Origin of the sequence: Haloprofundus halobius (genome assembly GCF_020097835.1) — an archaeon.
GTDB lineage: Archaea > Halobacteriota > Halobacteria > Halobacteriales > Haloferacaceae > Haloprofundus > Haloprofundus halobius.
In genome coordinates this window covers 14,131-31,661 of the sequence record NZ_CP083666.1, presented here as the reverse complement: position 1 = coordinate 31,661, position 17,531 = coordinate 14,131, and the positions used below count along the sequence as shown (strand labels likewise).

The 17,531-nt window shown below is 62.5% G+C and carries 16 protein-coding genes and 2 pseudogenes; 9 read left to right on the top strand and 9 right to left on the bottom strand.

The features are described 5' to 3' along the window. Positions 1–137: 137 nt before the first annotated feature. Positions 138–287, bottom strand: a complete 150-nt coding sequence (locus LAQ74_RS00170; protein WP_224333763.1) for a hypothetical protein — start codon at positions 285–287, stop codon at positions 138–140. 161 nt (positions 288–448) lie between these two features. On the opposite strand from LAQ74_RS00170, the gene LAQ74_RS00165 reads away from it, so the two are divergent. After that, entirely contained in the window at positions 449–1,750 is a 1,302-nt protein-coding gene (locus tag LAQ74_RS00165; protein WP_224333762.1) for a cation:proton antiporter, read from the top strand. Here LAQ74_RS00165 and LAQ74_RS00160 read toward each other — a convergent pair. Next, the gene (locus LAQ74_RS00160; RefSeq protein ID WP_224333761.1) at positions 1,747–2,184 is read right to left on the bottom strand and encodes a universal stress protein; all 438 of its coding nucleotides are present in this window, start codon (positions 2,182–2,184) and stop codon (positions 1,747–1,749) included. The two genes, LAQ74_RS00165 and LAQ74_RS00160, sit on opposite strands and share 4 nt — an antisense overlap. Positions 2,185–2,265: 81 nt before the next feature. Further along, positions 2,266–2,766 (bottom strand): annotated as a pseudogene (locus LAQ74_RS00155) (ABC transporter permease); the annotation flags it as partial. A gap of 64 nt (positions 2,767–2,830) precedes the next feature. Between LAQ74_RS00155 and LAQ74_RS00150 the strand changes: the two are divergent. From LAQ74_RS00150 to LAQ74_RS00135, 4 genes are all read left to right on the top strand, one after another. Beyond that, positions 2,831–3,328, top strand: a complete 498-nt coding sequence (locus tag LAQ74_RS00150; protein ID WP_224333760.1) for a hypothetical protein — start codon at positions 2,831–2,833, stop codon at positions 3,326–3,328. Continuing rightward, positions 3,328–4,317 carry a tyrosine-type recombinase/integrase gene (locus LAQ74_RS00145; RefSeq protein WP_224333759.1) on the top strand — a complete coding sequence of 330 codons (990 nt, stop codon included), beginning with the start codon at positions 3,328–3,330 and terminating at the stop codon, positions 4,315–4,317. Before LAQ74_RS00150 ends, LAQ74_RS00145 begins: the two co-directional genes overlap by 1 nt. A 452-nt stretch (positions 4,318–4,769) precedes the next feature. Then, a complete protein-coding gene (locus LAQ74_RS00140; protein WP_224333758.1) occupies positions 4,770–5,000 on the top strand; it encodes a hypothetical protein in 231 nt (76 codons plus the stop codon). A 103-nt stretch (positions 5,001–5,103) separates the two neighbouring features. Continuing rightward, positions 5,104–5,499 carry a DUF7344 domain-containing protein gene (locus tag LAQ74_RS00135; protein ID WP_224333757.1) on the top strand — a complete coding sequence of 132 codons (396 nt, stop codon included), beginning with the start codon at positions 5,104–5,106 and terminating at the stop codon, positions 5,497–5,499. Between the two features lie 762 nt (positions 5,500–6,261). Here LAQ74_RS00135 and LAQ74_RS00130 read toward each other — a convergent pair. From LAQ74_RS00130 to LAQ74_RS00110, 5 genes and pseudogenes are all read right to left on the bottom strand, one after another. Then, positions 6,262–7,029: an ABC transporter permease gene (locus tag LAQ74_RS00130; RefSeq protein WP_224333756.1), complete on the bottom strand. Its 768-nt coding sequence runs from the start codon at positions 7,027–7,029 to the stop codon at positions 6,262–6,264. 16 nt (positions 7,030–7,045) lie between these two features. Beyond that, a pseudogene (locus tag LAQ74_RS00125) lies at positions 7,046–7,342 on the bottom strand (ABC transporter permease); the annotation flags it as partial. Continuing rightward, entirely contained in the window at positions 7,342–8,397 is a 1,056-nt protein-coding gene (locus tag LAQ74_RS00120; RefSeq protein ID WP_224333755.1) for an ABC transporter ATP-binding protein, read from the bottom strand. The pseudogene LAQ74_RS00125 and the gene LAQ74_RS00120, both read right to left, overlap by 1 nt. Before the next feature lie 31 nt (positions 8,398–8,428). Then, a complete protein-coding gene (locus tag LAQ74_RS00115) occupies positions 8,429–9,694 on the bottom strand; it encodes an RNA-guided endonuclease InsQ/TnpB family protein (RefSeq protein WP_224333754.1) in 1,266 nt (421 codons plus the stop codon). 416 nt (positions 9,695–10,110) lie between these two features. Beyond that, positions 10,111–11,916, bottom strand: coding sequence for an L-aspartate oxidase (locus LAQ74_RS00110; protein WP_224333753.1), 1,806 nt, complete (start codon positions 11,914–11,916; stop codon positions 10,111–10,113). A 617-nt stretch (positions 11,917–12,533) separates the two neighbouring features. On the opposite strand from LAQ74_RS00110, the gene LAQ74_RS00105 reads away from it, so the two are divergent. Both LAQ74_RS00105 and LAQ74_RS00100 read left to right on the top strand, forming a co-directional pair. Continuing rightward, complete coding sequence (locus LAQ74_RS00105) at positions 12,534–12,887, top strand: hypothetical protein (protein ID WP_224333752.1); 354 nt, start codon at positions 12,534–12,536, stop codon at positions 12,885–12,887. Between the two features lie 227 nt (positions 12,888–13,114). Next, on the top strand, positions 13,115–13,675 hold the full coding sequence (locus tag LAQ74_RS00100; RefSeq protein WP_224333751.1) for a DUF4112 domain-containing protein: 561 nt from the start codon (positions 13,115–13,117) through the stop codon (positions 13,673–13,675). A 26-nt stretch (positions 13,676–13,701) separates the two neighbouring features. On the opposite strand, the gene LAQ74_RS00095 is transcribed toward LAQ74_RS00100, so the two are convergent. Continuing rightward, positions 13,702–14,688 carry a DMT family transporter gene (locus LAQ74_RS00095; RefSeq protein WP_224333750.1) on the bottom strand — a complete coding sequence of 329 codons (987 nt, stop codon included), beginning with the start codon at positions 14,686–14,688 and terminating at the stop codon, positions 13,702–13,704. A 215-nt stretch (positions 14,689–14,903) separates the two neighbouring features. Here LAQ74_RS00095 and LAQ74_RS00090 point away from each other — a divergent pair, with 215 nt between their 5' ends. Both LAQ74_RS00090 and rnhB read left to right on the top strand, forming a co-directional pair. Further along, the gene (locus LAQ74_RS00090; RefSeq protein ID WP_224333749.1) at positions 14,904–16,199 is read left to right on the top strand and encodes a tRNA pseudouridine(54/55) synthase Pus10; all 1,296 of its coding nucleotides are present in this window, start codon (positions 14,904–14,906) and stop codon (positions 16,197–16,199) included. A gap of 683 nt (positions 16,200–16,882) precedes the next feature. Next, entirely contained in the window at positions 16,883–17,530 is a 648-nt protein-coding gene (gene rnhB / locus LAQ74_RS00085) for a ribonuclease HII (RefSeq protein ID WP_224333748.1), read from the top strand. Position 17,531 lies beyond the last annotated feature (1 nt).

Here is a 17,531-nt window from a genome sequence, read left to right as displayed (position 1 = left end):
ATGTGCGTACGGCTAACAAAGCGTTTCGATTCGAAATATGCCGTTCCGGTGAAGTGACGGTGGCGACGGTTCGATGACGAGCGTCGGCGGAGCGTTCGGGCTCGTCTCGACGGGTTCAACGAACTCGCCGCCGGCCGTTACCGACTGAACTTGAGGTCCTTCTCCGGGTTCTCGGCGACGACCCACCAGCGAACGTCCCGTTTGGGGTGTCGCCGCTCGACGTGCGTCCGCAGCGTTTCACCAATCTCGAAATTTCGCCCGCAGAGATTGCATCGGTGATGGTGCATACCGTGTGTTACGCCATCGAGCGACATGGCGATTCGCACCTCCCGCGCGGGGGATACGTCCCCTCCGAGGACGGTCCGCACCGCCGGGTCGCCTCGCTCCGTGGGTTCGTCGAGAGGGGTTCGCCGAGGCTCTTTCACGGTCCTCGTGGTACGTCTCCCGAATGAGCGCCTACGATATCGCCCTGATAGTCGTCGCGCTCGCGCTGCTGGGAGCGGTCGCACTACCCCGACTGCTCGAACGCCGGCCGCTCTCGTTTCCCATCATCTACGTCGGTCTCGGCGCGGTTCTGTTCTCGGTGCCCGGCGTGGCGACCGTCGACCCCATCGGCAACGCCGTCGTCACCGAACGGCTCACCGAACTGGTGATTATCGTCTCGCTCATGGGTGCGGGGCTGAAACTCGACCGCCCGTTCGACTGGCGGTCGTGGAGTTCGACGTGGCGACTGCTCGGTATCGCGTTGCCGCTCACGATTGCGGCCATGGCGCTCCTGGCGTGGGGTGTCGTCGGACTGCTCCCGGCGACGGCGATTCTCCTCGGGGCAGTCGTCGCGCCGACCGACCCCGTCCTCGCCGCCGACATCGGGGCCGGCGCGCCGCTCACCGAGTTAGAGGAGGAACACGCGCCCGAACACGAGTGGGGGACCGTCCAGTTCGCGCTCACCTCCGAAGCCGGTCTCAACGACGGACTGGCGTTTCCGTTCACGAACCTGGCCATCGTCGTCGCCGCGGCGCTCTCCGCCGACGGGGCGTGGCTCCTCGACTGGGTACTCGTCGACGTGCTCTACAAGATCGCGGCGGGCGTCGTCGTCGGCTATCTCGTCGGCGAGGTGATAGCGCGGACGGTGTTCCGCGCGCCCGCGACGCTCCAACTCGCGGAGGTGACCGCGGGTGCCGAGGCGCTGGCGGCGACCCTTCTCGCGTACGGACTGGCCGAACTCGTGGGCGGCTACGGCTTCATCGCGGTGTTCGTCGCCGCGCTCGCGCTCCGGCACTTCGAGTGGGAGCACGACTACTACCGCGAACTCCACGACTTCGCTGTGATGGTCGAACGACTCCTGTTGTCGACCGTGCTCGTACTCTTCGGTGGCGCGCTCGTCGGCGGTCTCCTCGCGCCGTTGACGCTCCCGCTCGCGTTGCTCGGACTCGCGCTCGTGTTCGTGATTCGACCGCTCGCGGGCGTCGCCTCGTTCGCCGGCACGTCCGCGCCGCTGCCCGAACGCGCCGTCATCTCCTTCTTCGGTATCCGCGGCATCGGCTCGTTCTACTACCTCTCGTACGCGCTGGCGCACGCCTCTTTCCGGCAGCGGGAGCTCGTCGTCGCCGCGGACGCGCTCTGGGCGTTCGTCGGCTTCGTCGTCCTCGTCTCCGTCGTCGTCCACGGGGTGAGCGCCAGCCCCGTCATGGAGGCGCTCGACCGGCGTCGCGGGCGAGCGAGCGAGCGGAACACCGACGCCGAAAGCTAGTTCTCGCTTCTGACCAGCATGACCGGTACCTCTATCGACCGCATCACGCGGTCGGTCGTGCTCCCGAGGAGCTTCTCCGCGAGGCCGGAACGACCGGTCGCGCCCATCACGACCAGGTCGACGGCGTTCTCCTCGGCGTAGTCGACGATGGCCGAGTCGGGGTTCCCTTCGAGAAGCACCCGCTCGTAGTCGACACCGGCGTCCGCCGTGCGCGACACGGCCTCGTCGAGCGCGTCGTCGGCCTGCTGTTCGAGCGTGTCCGAGAGCTGTTGTGCGACCTGACCGGAGGCCGCCGCCGACATCTCGGTGCCGACGTCGACGACGTGCAGGAGGTGGACCGTCGAATCCCGAACTCGGGCGATATCGACCGCGTGTTCGACGGCGGCGTTGCTCGCGTCGCTTCCGTCGGTAGGGACGAGGATACTGTCGTACATCTCACGGGGACGTACCGGAGCCAGCGGGAAAAGTGAGGGGTCGAAAGCGGGATAAAATACGCCCCTCGCCGCGGACGCTCGTCAGTCCGTCAACCCGTAGCCGCGCTCGAACAGTACCGTGTTGACGCCGACCATCGCGGCCGCCATCAGCGTCAGCACGCCGAGCGAGAGATTCGGGTCGACCTCGGAGGTTCCCAGGAAGCCGTAGCGGACGCCGTCGACCATGTAGAACATCGGGTTCAGGAGCGTCGCAGTCTGCAACGGGCCGTCGGGGAGGTTCTCCAGCGCGTAGAAGACGCCACCGAAGAACACCAGCGGGCGAAGAATGAACTGGTTCATCATCGTCAGGTCGTCGAAGTCGTCGGCCCAGAGGCCGCCGACGATGCCGAAACTGGCGAACAGCACCGTGATGACGACGGCGAAGGCGACGAGGTACAGCGGTCGAGTGACGCCGACGCTCGTGAACACCGCGCCGACCGCCGAGATGATGATACCGACGATGACGCCGCGGAGCGCGCTCGACAGCGTGTACGCCCACACCATCTGCGAGTACGACAGCGGCGAAGTGAGCGCCTCGTGGATTGTACTCGTTCCGCATCTGTCTTACACAAGTTTTATTCAACGGTGGTGTGTCGGTCGAAGTGAAATGGCTGACCGAAAGCGCGTCAATCTCACAGTCTCCCCGGCACAGAAACAGAAGTGGGACGATGCTGTAGCCGAATCCCCGGAGTATTCCAGTCTCTCTGCTCTAATCCGTACTGCCGTCGCACACGAACTTTCTGATGACGATGGGACAGACACTGAAGCGGTTGGCCCACGCACCGCAGAGGCCAACACAGAGGCCTTAGAGAAGGTCACAGATACCCTCGCTCGGATGGAGTCCACCCTCAACAGCTTAGACCAGCGTGTTGGCAACTTGGAGCAGGAAGTCAATGCCTCCGAAAAGACGAACCTGAAAAACGAGATATTCAAAGCTCTCCCGCCGTCTGAGTCGATCTCTGACGAGGAGGTAGCCGAACGCATTGACCGGGATATACAGGACGTCGCAAACGCATTATCCCGGTTATCTGACCAGACGAGCATGGTGGAACGTGTAGGAACGCCCGAAGACCCCGGTCCCACGTATTACCGGAGGGTTGACTGATGGATTTTGAGGAAGTACTTCCGCGGTTCAAACGTCGTCGAAGTCGTAACTCGGCAGACTCCACCGTCAAAAGGTACGTCGGTCACGTCCGTAATTGGCGAGAGTGGCTTATAGAGGCCCGTGGTAAGCAGATTTGGGATGCTGACTCTGTGGACTTACTCGTATTTATAGAGGAATTGACAGACGAGGGAATGGCTCCGACGACTATCAGCCAACGTGTCTCTGCTATCTCGAAGTTCTATCAGGACATGGACAAGCTCGCCGAACGGTACGAAATGCCGGACGTCCCGTCGAATCCGTACGACGGTCTTGACGACGAGGATAAGCGGCTACTCCGGGGAGACACCAAGAAGAAAGAAGGCCTACAGGGTACAACGCAAGACGAATACCCCTACCTCAAGCCTGACGAAGTGGCCCAACTCATTGAAGAGGTTCCCGCTCCCCGACTCCGGAACGAGCTAATCATCAAACTGCTGTTCAATTGCGGATTCCGACGTGGTGAGTTGGCGAACTGTAAGCTGGAAAACGTCGATAGAGAGGACAACTCGATCTTCATACCACCCCGGAAAACAGACAACAGTCGAATCGTTTCCTACAACGAGGAGTACATCGGATTCCAATTGTCGCAATGGCTGGACTATGGAGGACGAGAGAGCATGACTTACGCCGCAGAGTCGGACTATCTATTCCCAACGAATGACAGTATCCACATCTCAGGGGAGTACCTCAACCAGATGGTGAAAGAGACAGCAGAAAGAGCAGGCCTCCAAGAGACGATTAGCGAATACTCTGACGGACGTCGAATCCACAAGGTCACAGCTCACACCCTTCGTCACTCGTTTGCTATGCAGGCGATTAGCTCAGGTATCGACATTCGGTCGCTACAGACATTATTGGGGCACGACGAACTCGATACTACTCTCATCTACCTACAGCAGTCGAAAAACGATGCGAAAGAGAAGTCCCGGCTGTTCCAACCGACCGGTTGAGAGTTAGCGTATTCTTTGGGGTTGTCGGCCTCGATGGTACTGAGCATACAGACCGCCTACCATGGCAATCACGAAGGCGATTACAGCAAGGAGCATTTCTCCCCCTGCCATTAGGGCGCTCGCCAAGAACATACACAGAAGGAATACAGCCCCTCCTGCCAGTACCTTTACCGCTCCACCGAGGAAGTTGAGGAATCCCATGCAATCCTCCAAAACTTGTTAGTATATAAAACATACTGAAATTCTAACTCCCGTTCGGACTCCGCTCAATACGGGGAAAGACGTATCAAATATCGTGATGATATTCGAAGGTGAATCGGAATCCGTCACCACCGGAACGTACTGCTGGCTTCCTTGAGGGCGCAGTTGTGGCTACTATCGTACAGGCGGTTGTCGGAGCATTTTCCCGCGCTACTCAATCCTTACCGAACTCCACCGATCAAGGCCAGCAGATGCTCGATGTCATAGCAACCGTCCCCGGACTCACCACTATTGGGGGCTTTGCCGTCGCTGTTATTCTCGGCGGACCATTGGCGTTTATCGGGTATCCCATTGGGGTTGGTGGGGGCAATATGATACTTCCTCCAAACGCAAACCCCGTGTTAGGTTTCGTCCTCGCATTCATCGGTGGTTCCCTCACGTGGGCTGGATTCAAAACTGGCGGCTGGAAACCATTTCTGTAAAAGTGGCTTTAGTTCCGCTCATACTCACGGCATCTTACCCAATTCAGAGGTGTGAAAAGTAGAGCATAACTATATAAGTTAGCCCGTTCACTTATTAAGGGAAATGTCAAACAAGAGAACAAATTCAGATGACGGAAATCTTGATTCTGATTCGGTAACGCGCAACCAAGTCGTTACTGAGGAACTCAATAGCGTTTGTGACCTGTTGGCCAGTCCTCGCCGTCGGTATTTGATGTATTTCTTACTATCTCTCGATGATACTGTCGCCGAATTTGAAGCGGCTGTCAACGCAGTTCGGACATACGAAGCCGCTGGAATTGGCACGGACAACCCACCACCGCGAGAGAATGTCAAAATCGACTTGCATCACAACCATATTCCACAACTGGCTGAGACGAGAAATTGTGAGTACGACCGCCGACAGGGCACGATTCGATTTTCACTCTCTCCCGCGCTTGAGGAATTGGTCGAGCATGCCCGTCAGAAGGAACTGGACTGAGAAATTCGCGCTCTGTATTCAGCACGGCCTCGTCAAACTGTCACTAATTGGGGGTTTAGCGTAGTTGTGAAAGGTAGCTGTTCGGTACTACCCGGATACCGATTCTCTCTTTCCTCTCCCCTGTAGTCCCCTTTCCTTTCCCTCTCGAAGAAAGATCATTCAAACACTCCCTATCCTATCCCCTGTAGTCCCCTTTCCTTTCTCTCTCAGAGTAGTTGGCCCTACGCACCGCAAAGGCCAACACCGAGTTAAACATAGAAGCGGTTCGACGCATCGAGGTCGGGTAACAACTCACCGCTCGATGTGTCTAAAACCATTAGCTGTCCTCTACTATGTTCTCAGTCCGTTTCTTCCATACTGCCTGTTTACTCGGTTCCCGTAACACCGAAAAATCGGCAGTTCGTCCAACTACTCAGAAGCCTACAGATTGCTCAGAATCAATTTGAAGGTCTGGATGATGCTTTTCCCTCGGGACTGACTGAAGCCCCTCACAGCGCCACACAGACACGTTAAAATTGATTACATTGCAGACAGGGAACTAAAATTTCTCTGACGGAGTTACCAATATGTCGCTATGGGGAGAATTCTCAATGTTCTAACTGGTGTTCCCTCCGGTCCGCTCTCACGCTCTCGCTCGCGCACGGTGCTGTTTATCTTATACTGTATTAGTTCATCGAGGGTTGGGTAGTTCACAGTATGTTTGTGTATTCTACTCACTTCGACAATTGTCTTACTAAGTTCTCATACAATTCACCTGTTCTCCTACTCAGCTATTCCATATCCCCGTTTGAATAGTAGATAGTCGATGAAGAGTACACCCGCAGTTGCCGTAGAGAGAACTGCAAGAGACGTATTCGGGTCTATCTCCGTGACTCCAATCATCCCATATCGAACGCCATTCACCATGTAGACCATCGGGTTGAACAGCGAAACAGTTCTCCAGAGTGGGGGGAGGACGTCGAGCGAGTAGAACACCGCACCGAAGAAGACCAGCGGTCGGAGAATGAACTGGTTGAGTACCGTCAGGTAGTCGAAGTCAGTTGCCCACAGACCGCCGATGACTCCAAGACCACCGAACAGGGTGGTGATAATCAGGATGAAGCTGATTAGGTACAGCGGGTTCGTCAACGGAACATCGGTGAAAACCAACCCTACACCGACAATCATGACGGCGGTGATTATCCCTCTCAGGGCACTTGCCGTCACGTAGGAGGCTACGATATTCCGGTGGGACATGGGAGACACAATCACTTCATCGATGTATTCGTTCCACCTACCATGGAAAATGGAGAAAGAAGCGTTCTCGAAGGCGTCTGAGATAGCTCCCAATACTACGAGGCCGGGCAAGACGAACTGGATGTAACTTACGCCTGCAATCTCCCCGATCCGACTGCCCAAGATGACACCGAACACGGCGAAGTACAACGTATTGGTGATTATCGGGGGCAGGAAGGTGTTGTACGGACGCCTGACGTACCGGAGGATTTCACGCCGAGTCAACGATTTCAGCTGGATGAGGGAACTACTCATGGTGACCACCTTTGTATAAGATTTGAGTACTCTGATGTGGGATGTACTCGTTCCACCGACCGTGGAAGATTGAGAACGACCCGTTCTCGAAGGCGTTCGAGATAGCACCCAGCACCACGAGGCCGGGCAGATTGAACAGAATGTACGGGACGCCCGCGATCTGGCCGACGCGATCGCCGAGGATGACGCCGAACACCGAGAAGTACAGAACATTTGTGATGAGCGGCGGGACGAACGTGTTGCGCGGGCGGCGGACGAACCGCAGAATCTCGCGGCGCGTCAGCGTCTTGAACCCGGTCGGGAACACCGCCATCAGCGGTCACCTCCCGCACCGGGGGCCGCTGCAGTCGCTTTCTCGGCCTCGCTCTCACCATCGTCCTCCTCGCCGACGGTTTCCTCGCCGCGCGTCATCTCGACGAACACCTCTTCGAGCGAGGTGCGCGAGATTTCGAGATCGACGATCTCGAAGCCCTCGCGGTCGAGTTCGCGGACGATGTCGGGAGCGACCAACCCGCCCTTCCGGGCGGTGACGACGAGACGGTTGTCTTCGAGTTCGACGTTCTCGACGTTCCCGTCGCCTGCGGAAAGCGACGGGGTTTCGGCAGGTGGGTTACGGAGTTGAATCTCGATGCGGTCCGCACCGCGGTCCATCAGGTCCTCGGGGCTGTCGACGGCGACGATGCGTCCGGAGTCCAGAATCGCCACCTCGTCGCAGAGTCGCTCTGCCTCCTCGATGTAGTGAGTCGTGAGCAGAATCGTCGTCCCCCGGTCGTTGAGTTCGGTGATGAGCTCCCAGAGGTCGTGGCGGAGTTGGACGTCGACGCCCGCGGTCGGTTCGTCGAGGATGAGTAAGTCGGGATCGGTGATGAGCGCCCGCGCGAGGACGAACCGGCGCTTCATCCCGCCGGAGAGCCAGTCGAAGCGCGTGTTTCGCTTCTCGTAGATGCCGACGCGCTTGAGCACCTCGTCGGCGCGTTCGCGGGCCTCCTCGGCGGGGATGCCGTGGTAGCCCGCCTTGTGTTCCAGCACCTCGCGAATGGGGAAGAACCGGTCGACGTTGAACTCCTGCGGGGCGAGGCCGATGGCGTCGCGCGCCTCGCGGTAGTCGTCTTCGACGTCGTGGCCGAACACCTCGGCGGTCCCGCCGCTCTTTCTGACGAGACCGACGAGAATCGAGATGAACGTCGTCTTCCCCGCGCCGTTGGGACCCAGGAGACCGAAGAAGGAACCCTCGGGCACGGTGAGCGACACCCCGTCGAGCGCCTGTACCCCTTCGTACCGCTTCCGCAAGTCGCGGACTTCGATGGCGGCGTTGACATCCTCCACGCGCCTAAAGGCGCGGGAATCCTCGCGCTCGGGGTCTGGCATTAGCGCCACCCCCGACGCGAGCGACTTTCTCCTATCCGTGGATACTCTGGTCTGTGCGCGCTTCTTTGGGACTTTCGTGAGAGCGTGATGACTCCAGCCATTCGTGGCTGTCCCACTCGAATCGCACGGGCCGTGCCATCGGCCTTGGTACGTCTGTCTGCCGTCTCAGGAACGATTCTGAGGCTACGAGGTCGGCGTGTCCCTCGAACCCGCACGAACACGTGAACGTGTCCTGATGCCGAATCGTGTCCGTTGTGGAACCGCAATTTGGACACGTCTGAGTTGTCCACGCTTCCGACCGCGCTTCGACCGTGATGCCGAACTCCTCGGCGGTACACGCGAGTCGGGCGATAAACGCCCGGAACGCCCAGAAGCTGTGCGTTTTCTCGTTGGCCCGAACCGACCAGTGCGTCTCCAGAACGTCGGTTAAGTCCCCGACGTACAAGGTCGAAACGCCTTCGTCGTAGAGGCGTTCGAGGAGGTCGCGCACCAGCGCGTTCTGTGCGTGGTCGCGCCGTCGCGTCCGGCCACGGTACAGTTGTCGAATCCGGTTCGAGGAGTAGCGCCCCTCGCGGAGCTTCGACTGTAGCCGGGCAATCTCTCGCGTCGTGTCGCGGAACTGATCGAACAGGATTCGTCCGTGGTACAGGTACTGTTGGCCGGTTGTGGTCGTACAGGCGACGAGGTTGTTCGCCCCAATATCCAGAGCGGCTTCTTCGGAAGCCAGTGGTGCATCCAGTCGAGAATCGTCCACGATGACTGGCTGAAAGGCCCTGAATTGGGCCGTTGTCTCGTCGTAGTACAGTTCTAACCGACCCTGTTTGCCGTCCCACTTCGGAACGCCCGCGACTTCGAGGCGAAGGCGCTCGGTGTAGCCGAGGCCGTACTTCTCTTTGAGCTCTTTCCCGACGGGGATTTCGAGGCGTGAGCGGTCGCCCATCTCCAGCGTGTACTGGTCGTTGCGGATGTACGTGCGAAGTGTTCGACCGTCGTCCTCGTTGCCCCAGTAGCCGGGCGGTGAACAGTGTTCGCCCTTCTCTTGGAGCGAGAAGAACGATTTCCACGCGCTCTTGCTCTTGCGGATGAGTTGTTGAGCGGTGGCGCTTCCGAGAACACCGACGTACTGTTTGCGGTAGTCGACGGTGTCCCAGATGCTGTCGCCGTCGAAGTACTGTTGGCGACGTTCGAAGGTGAGTTCGTTCCAGAGGCTGGCTGAGGCGTCCAACAGTTCGTGAAGCAACTCCGCGTCCTGTTCGGAGCGAGGTCGGACAACGAACGTGTTGGTTCGCCTTGCCATCGTAGTCTAGTTGGTCCCTTGGTCTAAAAAGTCGGTTGATGAGGCCGAACATCGACATTCCGTGGAGTATCCACGGGCGAGTGAAAGACCACGCCGAACGCAACAATATGAACTTGACTGAGGCGTATTGCGACGTACTTGAACGCGGTCTCAAAGATGTGGAGACCCCGGAGTGAGTGCCGTCGGTGGATTGTGTAGTTCTGTGGTCGCTTGACCCCCGCCTGAAGGCGGGGGCATGCGCTTGATTACATGTCATTATCGGGGGTCGGCGACGAACGGGATTAAGGTCAGCGAACGGGGAAGCAACGACGCGTGTTAGCGCCGGTCACGACGGGTGGGAAGGGCGATGGAACGGGAGTATCGAAGGAGGGGCGAGCATCGGTGCGACCCACCGACGCCCGTAGTGTCGGAGGCGACTACTCCAGGTGGTAGTACTCCAGTTCGTGACCCTCGTCGATGGCTTCCTGCACCTCCTCGCTCGGCAGGCCGACCGCACGGTCACGGAGTTCCATCCCCGTGTCGCCGCGGCGGACGAGGACGTTCTTGCGCCACTCCTCGCGCGTCTCAGGGTGGTCGGTCCGGTAGTGCGCCCCGCGCGACTCCGTGCGGCGCTTCGCCGACCGCAACACGCCCTCGGCGACGACGAGCATGAACGAGAGGTCCACGGCGTCCTCGAACGCGCGACTCGTCCGGTCACCGTCGAGGCGGAGGTCCGTCGTCTTCTCACGGAGTGCGGCGAGTTTCTGCAGTCCCTCCTCTAGCGACGCCTCGTCGCGGAGGATGCCCGCGTGGTCCTCCATCACCGCGCGGAGTTCCGCGAGCAACTCGGCGGGCGTCGTGTCGCCGTCGCTCTCGGCGAGTTCTTCGAGTGCGCGGAACTCGCGTTCGGCGAGCGTCCGCATCCCGGCGGGCAGCGACGGCTCGGCGTCCTCGGCATCGTCGAACACGTTTGCGACGTGCTCGCCGACGAGTTTGCCGATGGCGACCGTCTCGGCGAGCGAGTTGCCGCCGAGGCGGTTCGCACCGTGGACGCCCGCGACGGTCTCGCCGACGGCGTAGAGCCGCTCGATGCGCGTTTTTCCCGTCCTGAAGTCGATGTCGACGCCGCCCATCGAGTAGTGCGCCGTCGGCGCGACTTCGACCGCTTCCTCGGCGAGGTCGATGCCGAGGCTCTGGAAGCGCTCGTACATCTTCGGCAGCCGCTCCTCGATGAACTCGCGGTCGTGGTGCGAGATATCGAGGTAGACGCCGCCGTTCTCCGTGCCGCGACCCTCTCGCACCTCCCGAGCGATAGCGCGAGCGACGACGTCGCGGGCGTCGAGTTCCATCTGCGTCGGCGAGTAGTTCTCCATGAACCGCTCGCCCGCGGCGTTGAGCAGGTGGCCGCCCTCCCCTCTGACTGCTTCGGTGACGAGACGACCGGACCACTCCTCCTCCCAGTCGGGGTCCTGAACCATCCCGGTCGGGTGGAACTGGACGAATTCGAGGTCTAACAGGTCCGCGCCCGCCTCGTACGCCAGCGCCTGTCCGTCGCCGTTGTTCTCCTCGTCGCGCGAGGAGTGACGGTCGTACAGCGCCGAGTAGCCGCCCGCCGCGAGCACGACGTGGCTCGCCTCGAAGCGGACGAAGTGTCCGTCGTCCATGTCGTAGGCGACGGCGCCGTGGACCCGCGCACCGTCCGACAGCAGGCGCGTCACCATCACGTTCTCGCGGTACGGGATTTCGAGCTCTCGGGCCTTCGAGACGAGCGTCTCCAGCATCGCCTCCCCCGTTCGGTCGCCGACGAAGCAGGTCCGGCGGAACGACTGCGCGCCGAAGTAGCGCTGGTCGATTTTGCCGTCCACGGTGCGGTCGAACGGCATCCCCCAGTCGGCGAGTTCGCGGATGCGGTCGGGCATGTGCTTGGTCATCAGTTCGACCGCGTCGGGGTCGTTGACGAAGTGGCCCTCGTCGTAGGTGTCGGCGGCGTGGATTCGCCAGTCGTCCTCGCGGTCGAGATTTCCGAGCGCCGCGTTGATGCCGCCGGCGGCCCACGTGGTGTGCGCGTCGCCGTGCGAGCGCTTTCCGATGACGAGGCTCTCGACGCCGCGTTCGGCCAGTTCGATGGCCGTCCGCGCGCCCGCGGCACCCGCGCCGATGACCAGCACGGGCACGCGTACTTCCTCGTACTCGGGGACGTCGCCGTCCGCGTCGGACGGGTCCGTCGGAGGTATTGAAATCATGAGATTTCTCCGACTATCCGTAGGGGCCGACCACGCCTAAGCCCTTCGCGCGCGCGTGCTCGCGAAGCCAAAAAACCAAAAACCGTGACGCAGTGTCACCATACGCGCTCCATGCGAGGGACGAGATTTCGTGGTAACTCGTGGCACACATCGATAACGTTTATGTATTGACCACGTGACGTGTCTGTAAGCGCCCGCAGAAGCGGGCACGGTGAACGATGCTCAGCCACACCCACCACACCCCGTCACCCGCCCTCGCCACCGAGCGGATGGCGACTGGTGTGTCCACCGGCAACTGCGCCGGAGTTGGGTCTGGCCCATCCAAGCCGTACGGTCGGTTCGACTCCGTCATCGCGTGAGCACGCGACGCCTCCGGCGTCTGCGTATCTTTCGCGGTCGTCGGAGTCGAGCCCCACGGTTCATTCTCCGGCGATCTTCGACGGCAGCGACGCGCGTGTCTCGGACTCGCGTGTCGTCACCGCGGCGCGTGCCGCGTCCGCTGTCGACTGACGAAACGTCTTCCGACCGAAGCCATCGCTTCGCGCGGTGGGGTCGGTAGCTCAAGCGGCAGAGCGGTCCGCGGACAGGTGAGGAATCGACTCCCTCCCGACCCCCTCATGTCAGTGCAGAAACTGCCCCCCGTGTCGGCGCAAGCCGACCTGACGGTGTTCGTCTCGCGCGACGCCTCCGGTGACCTCCGGACGGCCGTCCGCGAGCGACTGCGAACGCTAGACGGCGTGACGAGCGTCGAGGAGTTCGAACTCTGCGGCCTCCAACCCGGTCTGAACGACCTGACGGTCGAAGTCCGCACGACGCTCGTCGTCGAACTCGACGTGGACGTCGGTGACGGTGGCGCCGCAGGTGCCGAAGACGGGTCGGACGCGGCTACGCTCGAAGCACAGTTGCTCGACAGCTTCGGCGTCAAACAGGCGTCGGTCGCCTCGGAGGTGCGCGATGTCCGCGACGCGTGAGCGTGTTCTCGCCTCTGGCGCGCACTCTCCGCGGTCCAGCGGTGGGACACGCCGGTCCATCCCGGCGGAGGTGGGTTCGACTCCCATCGGAGAGCCTTCTCCGTACCGTTCGACCGTACCCTCGCGTTTCCGCCCGTATCGCTACCGAGAGTCGCGAACTCGACTCCCGGAGCGGTCGTCGTCGACGACCGCCGAGACGTTTTCTCGGTCGGTGACGAAGGGGTGATGTGAACGACCCGGCGAGGACGGACCACTCGGAGACAGTCGGGACGGTGAGCGTCGCGGACGACGCAAGCGGCGCGGGCGGCCTCGAATCGACGGCGCGCGTCGCCGAACACACGGAGACGCTACGCCGACTGCGACGCCTCGGTCGCCTCCTCGACAACTCGATCCGGATTCCGGGGACGAACTACCGAATCGGCCTCGACCCGATAATCGGCTTGGTTCCCGTCGTCGGTGACGTACCGATTACGGCCATTTCGGCGTACATCGTCGCCGAGGCGGCCTACCTCGGCGTGCCGAAGGTGACGGTACTGCGGATGCTGTTCAACCTCGCCGTCGACGCCGTCGTCGGGTCGATTCCGGTCGTCGGCGACGTGTTCGACGCTGTGTGGAAGGCGAACGCGAGAAACGTCCGCCTCGCCGAAGCGCGCCGCGCCGACCCGCGGACGAGCGAGATGGACCGGCGATTCTTCACGCTCGTCGTCGGAGGCCTGTTCGTTCTGTTGCTCGCGCTGGGCGCGGCGTCGACGCTGGCGGTGCTGTGGCTGGTCGAGCGACTCGTCTAACACTCGAAAACTCGATTCGACCCGTCTCAGTCGTCGCCGAGCGCCGCGTTACGCCGCGCGCTGCTGTCCGGCACGTAGACGTTCTCGGCGTCGTAGCCGCGGCTGACGCGCGCCTGCAGGCGAACCACTTCGTCGAACGCGTCGCCGCCTTTCAGGAGCGCGAACCCGCCGACGATGAGCGCGAAGCCCGCGACGGTGTCCGCAGAGAGCGACTGACCGAGCACCGCCCACCCGACGAGCGCGGTGACGACGGGCACGACGTACTTCACGAGGCTGATCTCGACCGCCCCGAGTTGGCCGAGCAGGTCGAAGTAGAGCACGTAGCCGACGGCGCTGGAGACGAGTGCGAGATACGCGAGCGCCGCGAGGGCACCGTCCGTCCACGTCACCGACAGCGGTGACGTCTCGCCGAGTGCCGCGCTGACCGTGTGGAGAACGCCAGCGCCGATGAGCATCATCCACGCCTGCGTCGGGACCAGCGACAGCGGCGCGTCGTAGCGTTCGGTGAGGACGGTCCCGAGCGCGAAACTCACCGCCGCCAACGCGAGCAGGACGACGCCGACGAGGTCGCCGCCGAGGGTGCTCCCGCCGGTGGCGACGACGACGACACCGACGAGACCGAGGAGGACGCCGACGACGCCCCGCGCGTCGAGTCGCTCGTCGGGGAGCAGGAAGCGGGCGAAAAGCGGCGTCAGCACGGGCGCGGTACTGGCGACGATGGCGGCGATTGAGCCACCGACGTACCGCTGTCCGGAGAAGAGAAACGCGAAGTTCAGCCCGATGACTAATAGGCCGCCGACGGCCACGAGTCGCCACTCGGCGAGCGTGCGCGGCCGCCAGCGGTCGCTGCGGACGACCGCGAAGGCGAACAACGCCGCGCCGGCGACATCGTAGCGGAGTGCGGCGAACAGCACCGGCGGCAGCGTCGCCAGACCGGCGTCGATCGCGACGTAGGCAGTACCCCAGATAACCGAGAGCGTCAGAAACGACGCCAGATTTCGATAACGGCTCATTCCGATAGGTGGTGACGGGCGTAGCCGACGGGGGTACAAGAAGCTTCTCGCAGCCGTGATACCGCGGTTCATCCGAGTCCGTGATATATCCTGAACGACCGTTCGAGTCGCCAGCGGATGAATCGACGGCCCGTTGTGGTGTCGCGAGCGCGGACCGAACTGCGGAGCGTCGCCGAATAGCAAGACGGAAAGGAACGCCGGAACGAGTACTGGCTATGGGAATTCTCGACGACGCGCGCGGGTTGACCGAGGGCGGGCCGCTCTGCGACGCCTGTCTGGGCCGGGTGTTCGCCGACCGAAGCTACGGGCTCACCAACGCCGAGCGCGGCCGGTCGCTCCGCGTCGCCGCGGCGCTGGAAGACGACGAGGAACCCGCAGACGTCGACCCCGCCGACTGCTGGGTCTGCGAGGGCCTCTGCGGACAGTTCGACGAGTGGGCCGAACGCGCAGCGGCGACGGTCGACGGCAGCGAGGGCGAAGCCGTCGAGTTCGAGACGTACCAGGTCGGGACGCGAGCGCCGCCGCTCGTCGAGGAGAACGAGGCGCTGTTGCGCGAGATGGCCGAACTCCCGGAGGACGCCGGCGAACCGTTCAAATCGGAGTTCAACCGCGAGGTCGGCAAGCGGTTCGGCCGTCTCACCGACACCACCGTCGACTTCGGACGCCCGGACGTGCAGTTCGTCCTCGATATTGACGACGACAGCGTCGAGACTGAGGTGAACTCGGCGTTCGTCTACGGCCGCTACCGGAAACTCGTCCGCGACATCCCGCAGACCGAGTGGCCGTGCCGCGAGTGCGACGGCAGCGGTCGACAGGGCAGACAGACCTGCGACCACTGCGGCGGCAGCGGCTACCTCTACGAGGACAGCGTCGAGGGGCTGAGCGCCCCCGTCGTCCTCGACGTGATGGACGGCGTCGAGTCGCTGTTCCACGGCGCGGGTCGCGAGGACGTCGACGCGCTGATGCTCGGGACGGGCCGCCCGTTCGTCATCGAGGTCAAGGAACCCAGACGCCGCGACGTCGACGTCGAACGCCTCGAAGGCGACATCAACGCGTTCGCCGACGGGAAAGTCGAAGTCGAGGGACTACGCCTCGCCGAACACGACATGGTCGAGCGGGTCAAGAGCCTCGACGCGAGCAAGACGTACCGCGCCGAAGTCGAGTTCGACGCCGACGTGAGCGAGGCGGCGCTCTCGGAGGCCGTCGAGGAACTCGTCGGGGCCACCGTCGAACAGTACACCCCACAGCGGGTCGACCACCGGCGGGCGAACCTCACGCGGACGCGTCACGTCTACGACGCGAGCGCCGAACGCGTCGACGCCCGCCACGCGACGGTGGAAATCCACGGCGAAGGCGGCCTCTACATCAAGGAACTCGTCTCCGGCGACGACGGCCGGACCGAACCCAGCCTGGCCGGCCTGCTCGGCGTCTCCGCCGTCGTCACCGCGCTCGACGTACTCGCCGTCGAAGGCGAGGAGGAACCGTTCGAGCGCGAGGAGTGCTTCAGATAGCGAGTCGAGTCGCCGCGGTCACTCTCGAAATGTGATAACAATCCACAAGATTAATGTCCTATTTTCCGAATAGACGGACGGACGCTGTCGGACGACCGGCGCTGCGCGGACCCGACTTCATGAGCAACGCGGTGGACACCGTCAAACTGTCGTCCATCCGACCGGACGCGTACCGTCCCGCCGACGGCGTCGCTCCTGCTTCGATCCCGTTCGAACGAGTCGCTCCCGTCCGAGATTCCGGGAGGCGTGGACGGAGTTCCGGGAGACGGAGACCGAGTTCCGGGAACGGTCGCCGGTCCGAGAGCCGACGAGAGGGCCCTTTATTGAGTTGCCTTCATGGCAAGAATTATTACCAGGTGCCGTTAGCCGTCGCACGGGTGCTGACCGATTGCGGGAGGCGTCTGACACACCAGCGGTCTAACGGGGGGTCCACAGTACCCGACACGGTTGACACACCTTGCCTCCCGCGGACCTCTCTACAGCGTCGGGATAGTAAGTGATTGTCACAGCCTTCATCTACTGACACTATGTTCGCTTCTGACGTATCCCGTGAGACGACACCGTAGCGGCCGTGTGTCGGCGTTCGGTGTCGACGAGGAGGGCGACGACGGCGACGAAGATCGCGGAGCCGACGGAGGCGGCGGAGGGAAAACACCTTAGCGCTCGCCGCGAGAGGCGCGGGCATGCAACTCGGGGCCGACGAAGCGGGGAAGGGGCCGGTACTCGGGCCGATGGTCGCGGCGGCGGTTCGCGCGCCGCCGTCGGCGCTGCCGGACGGGTTGGACGACTCGAAACGACTGTCGCCGTCGAGGCGGGAGTCGTTGGCGGCGAAACTTCGCGGAACGTCGGCGGTGTCGGTCGGCGTCGCCCTCGTCGAACCGGCACGCATCGACGACCCGGAGACGGACATGAACCGACTGACCGTCGCCGCGCAGGCGGAGGCGCTCGCAGCCGTCGCCCAGAGCGGAGATCTCGCCGTCGTCGACGCGGGCGACGTGGACGAAGCCCGGTTCGGTCGCCGGGTTCGGACGGCCGTCGAAGCCGAGGGACCGAAAATCGACGTGCGCTCGAAACACCGTGCCGACGAGTCGCATCCGGTCGTCAGCGCGGCGAGCGTCGTCGCGAAAGTCGAGCGCGACGCCCGCGTCGCCGCCATCGCCGACGAGTACGGCGAGGTCGGCAGCGGCTATCCGAGCGACCCGACGACGCGCACGTTTCTCCGCAACTACGTCCGCGAACACGACACCCTCCCGGACTGCGCCCGCGCGTCGTGGCAGACCTGCGCCGACGTGCTGGCGGCCGCCGAACAGTCGGCGCTGTCGGAGTTCTGAC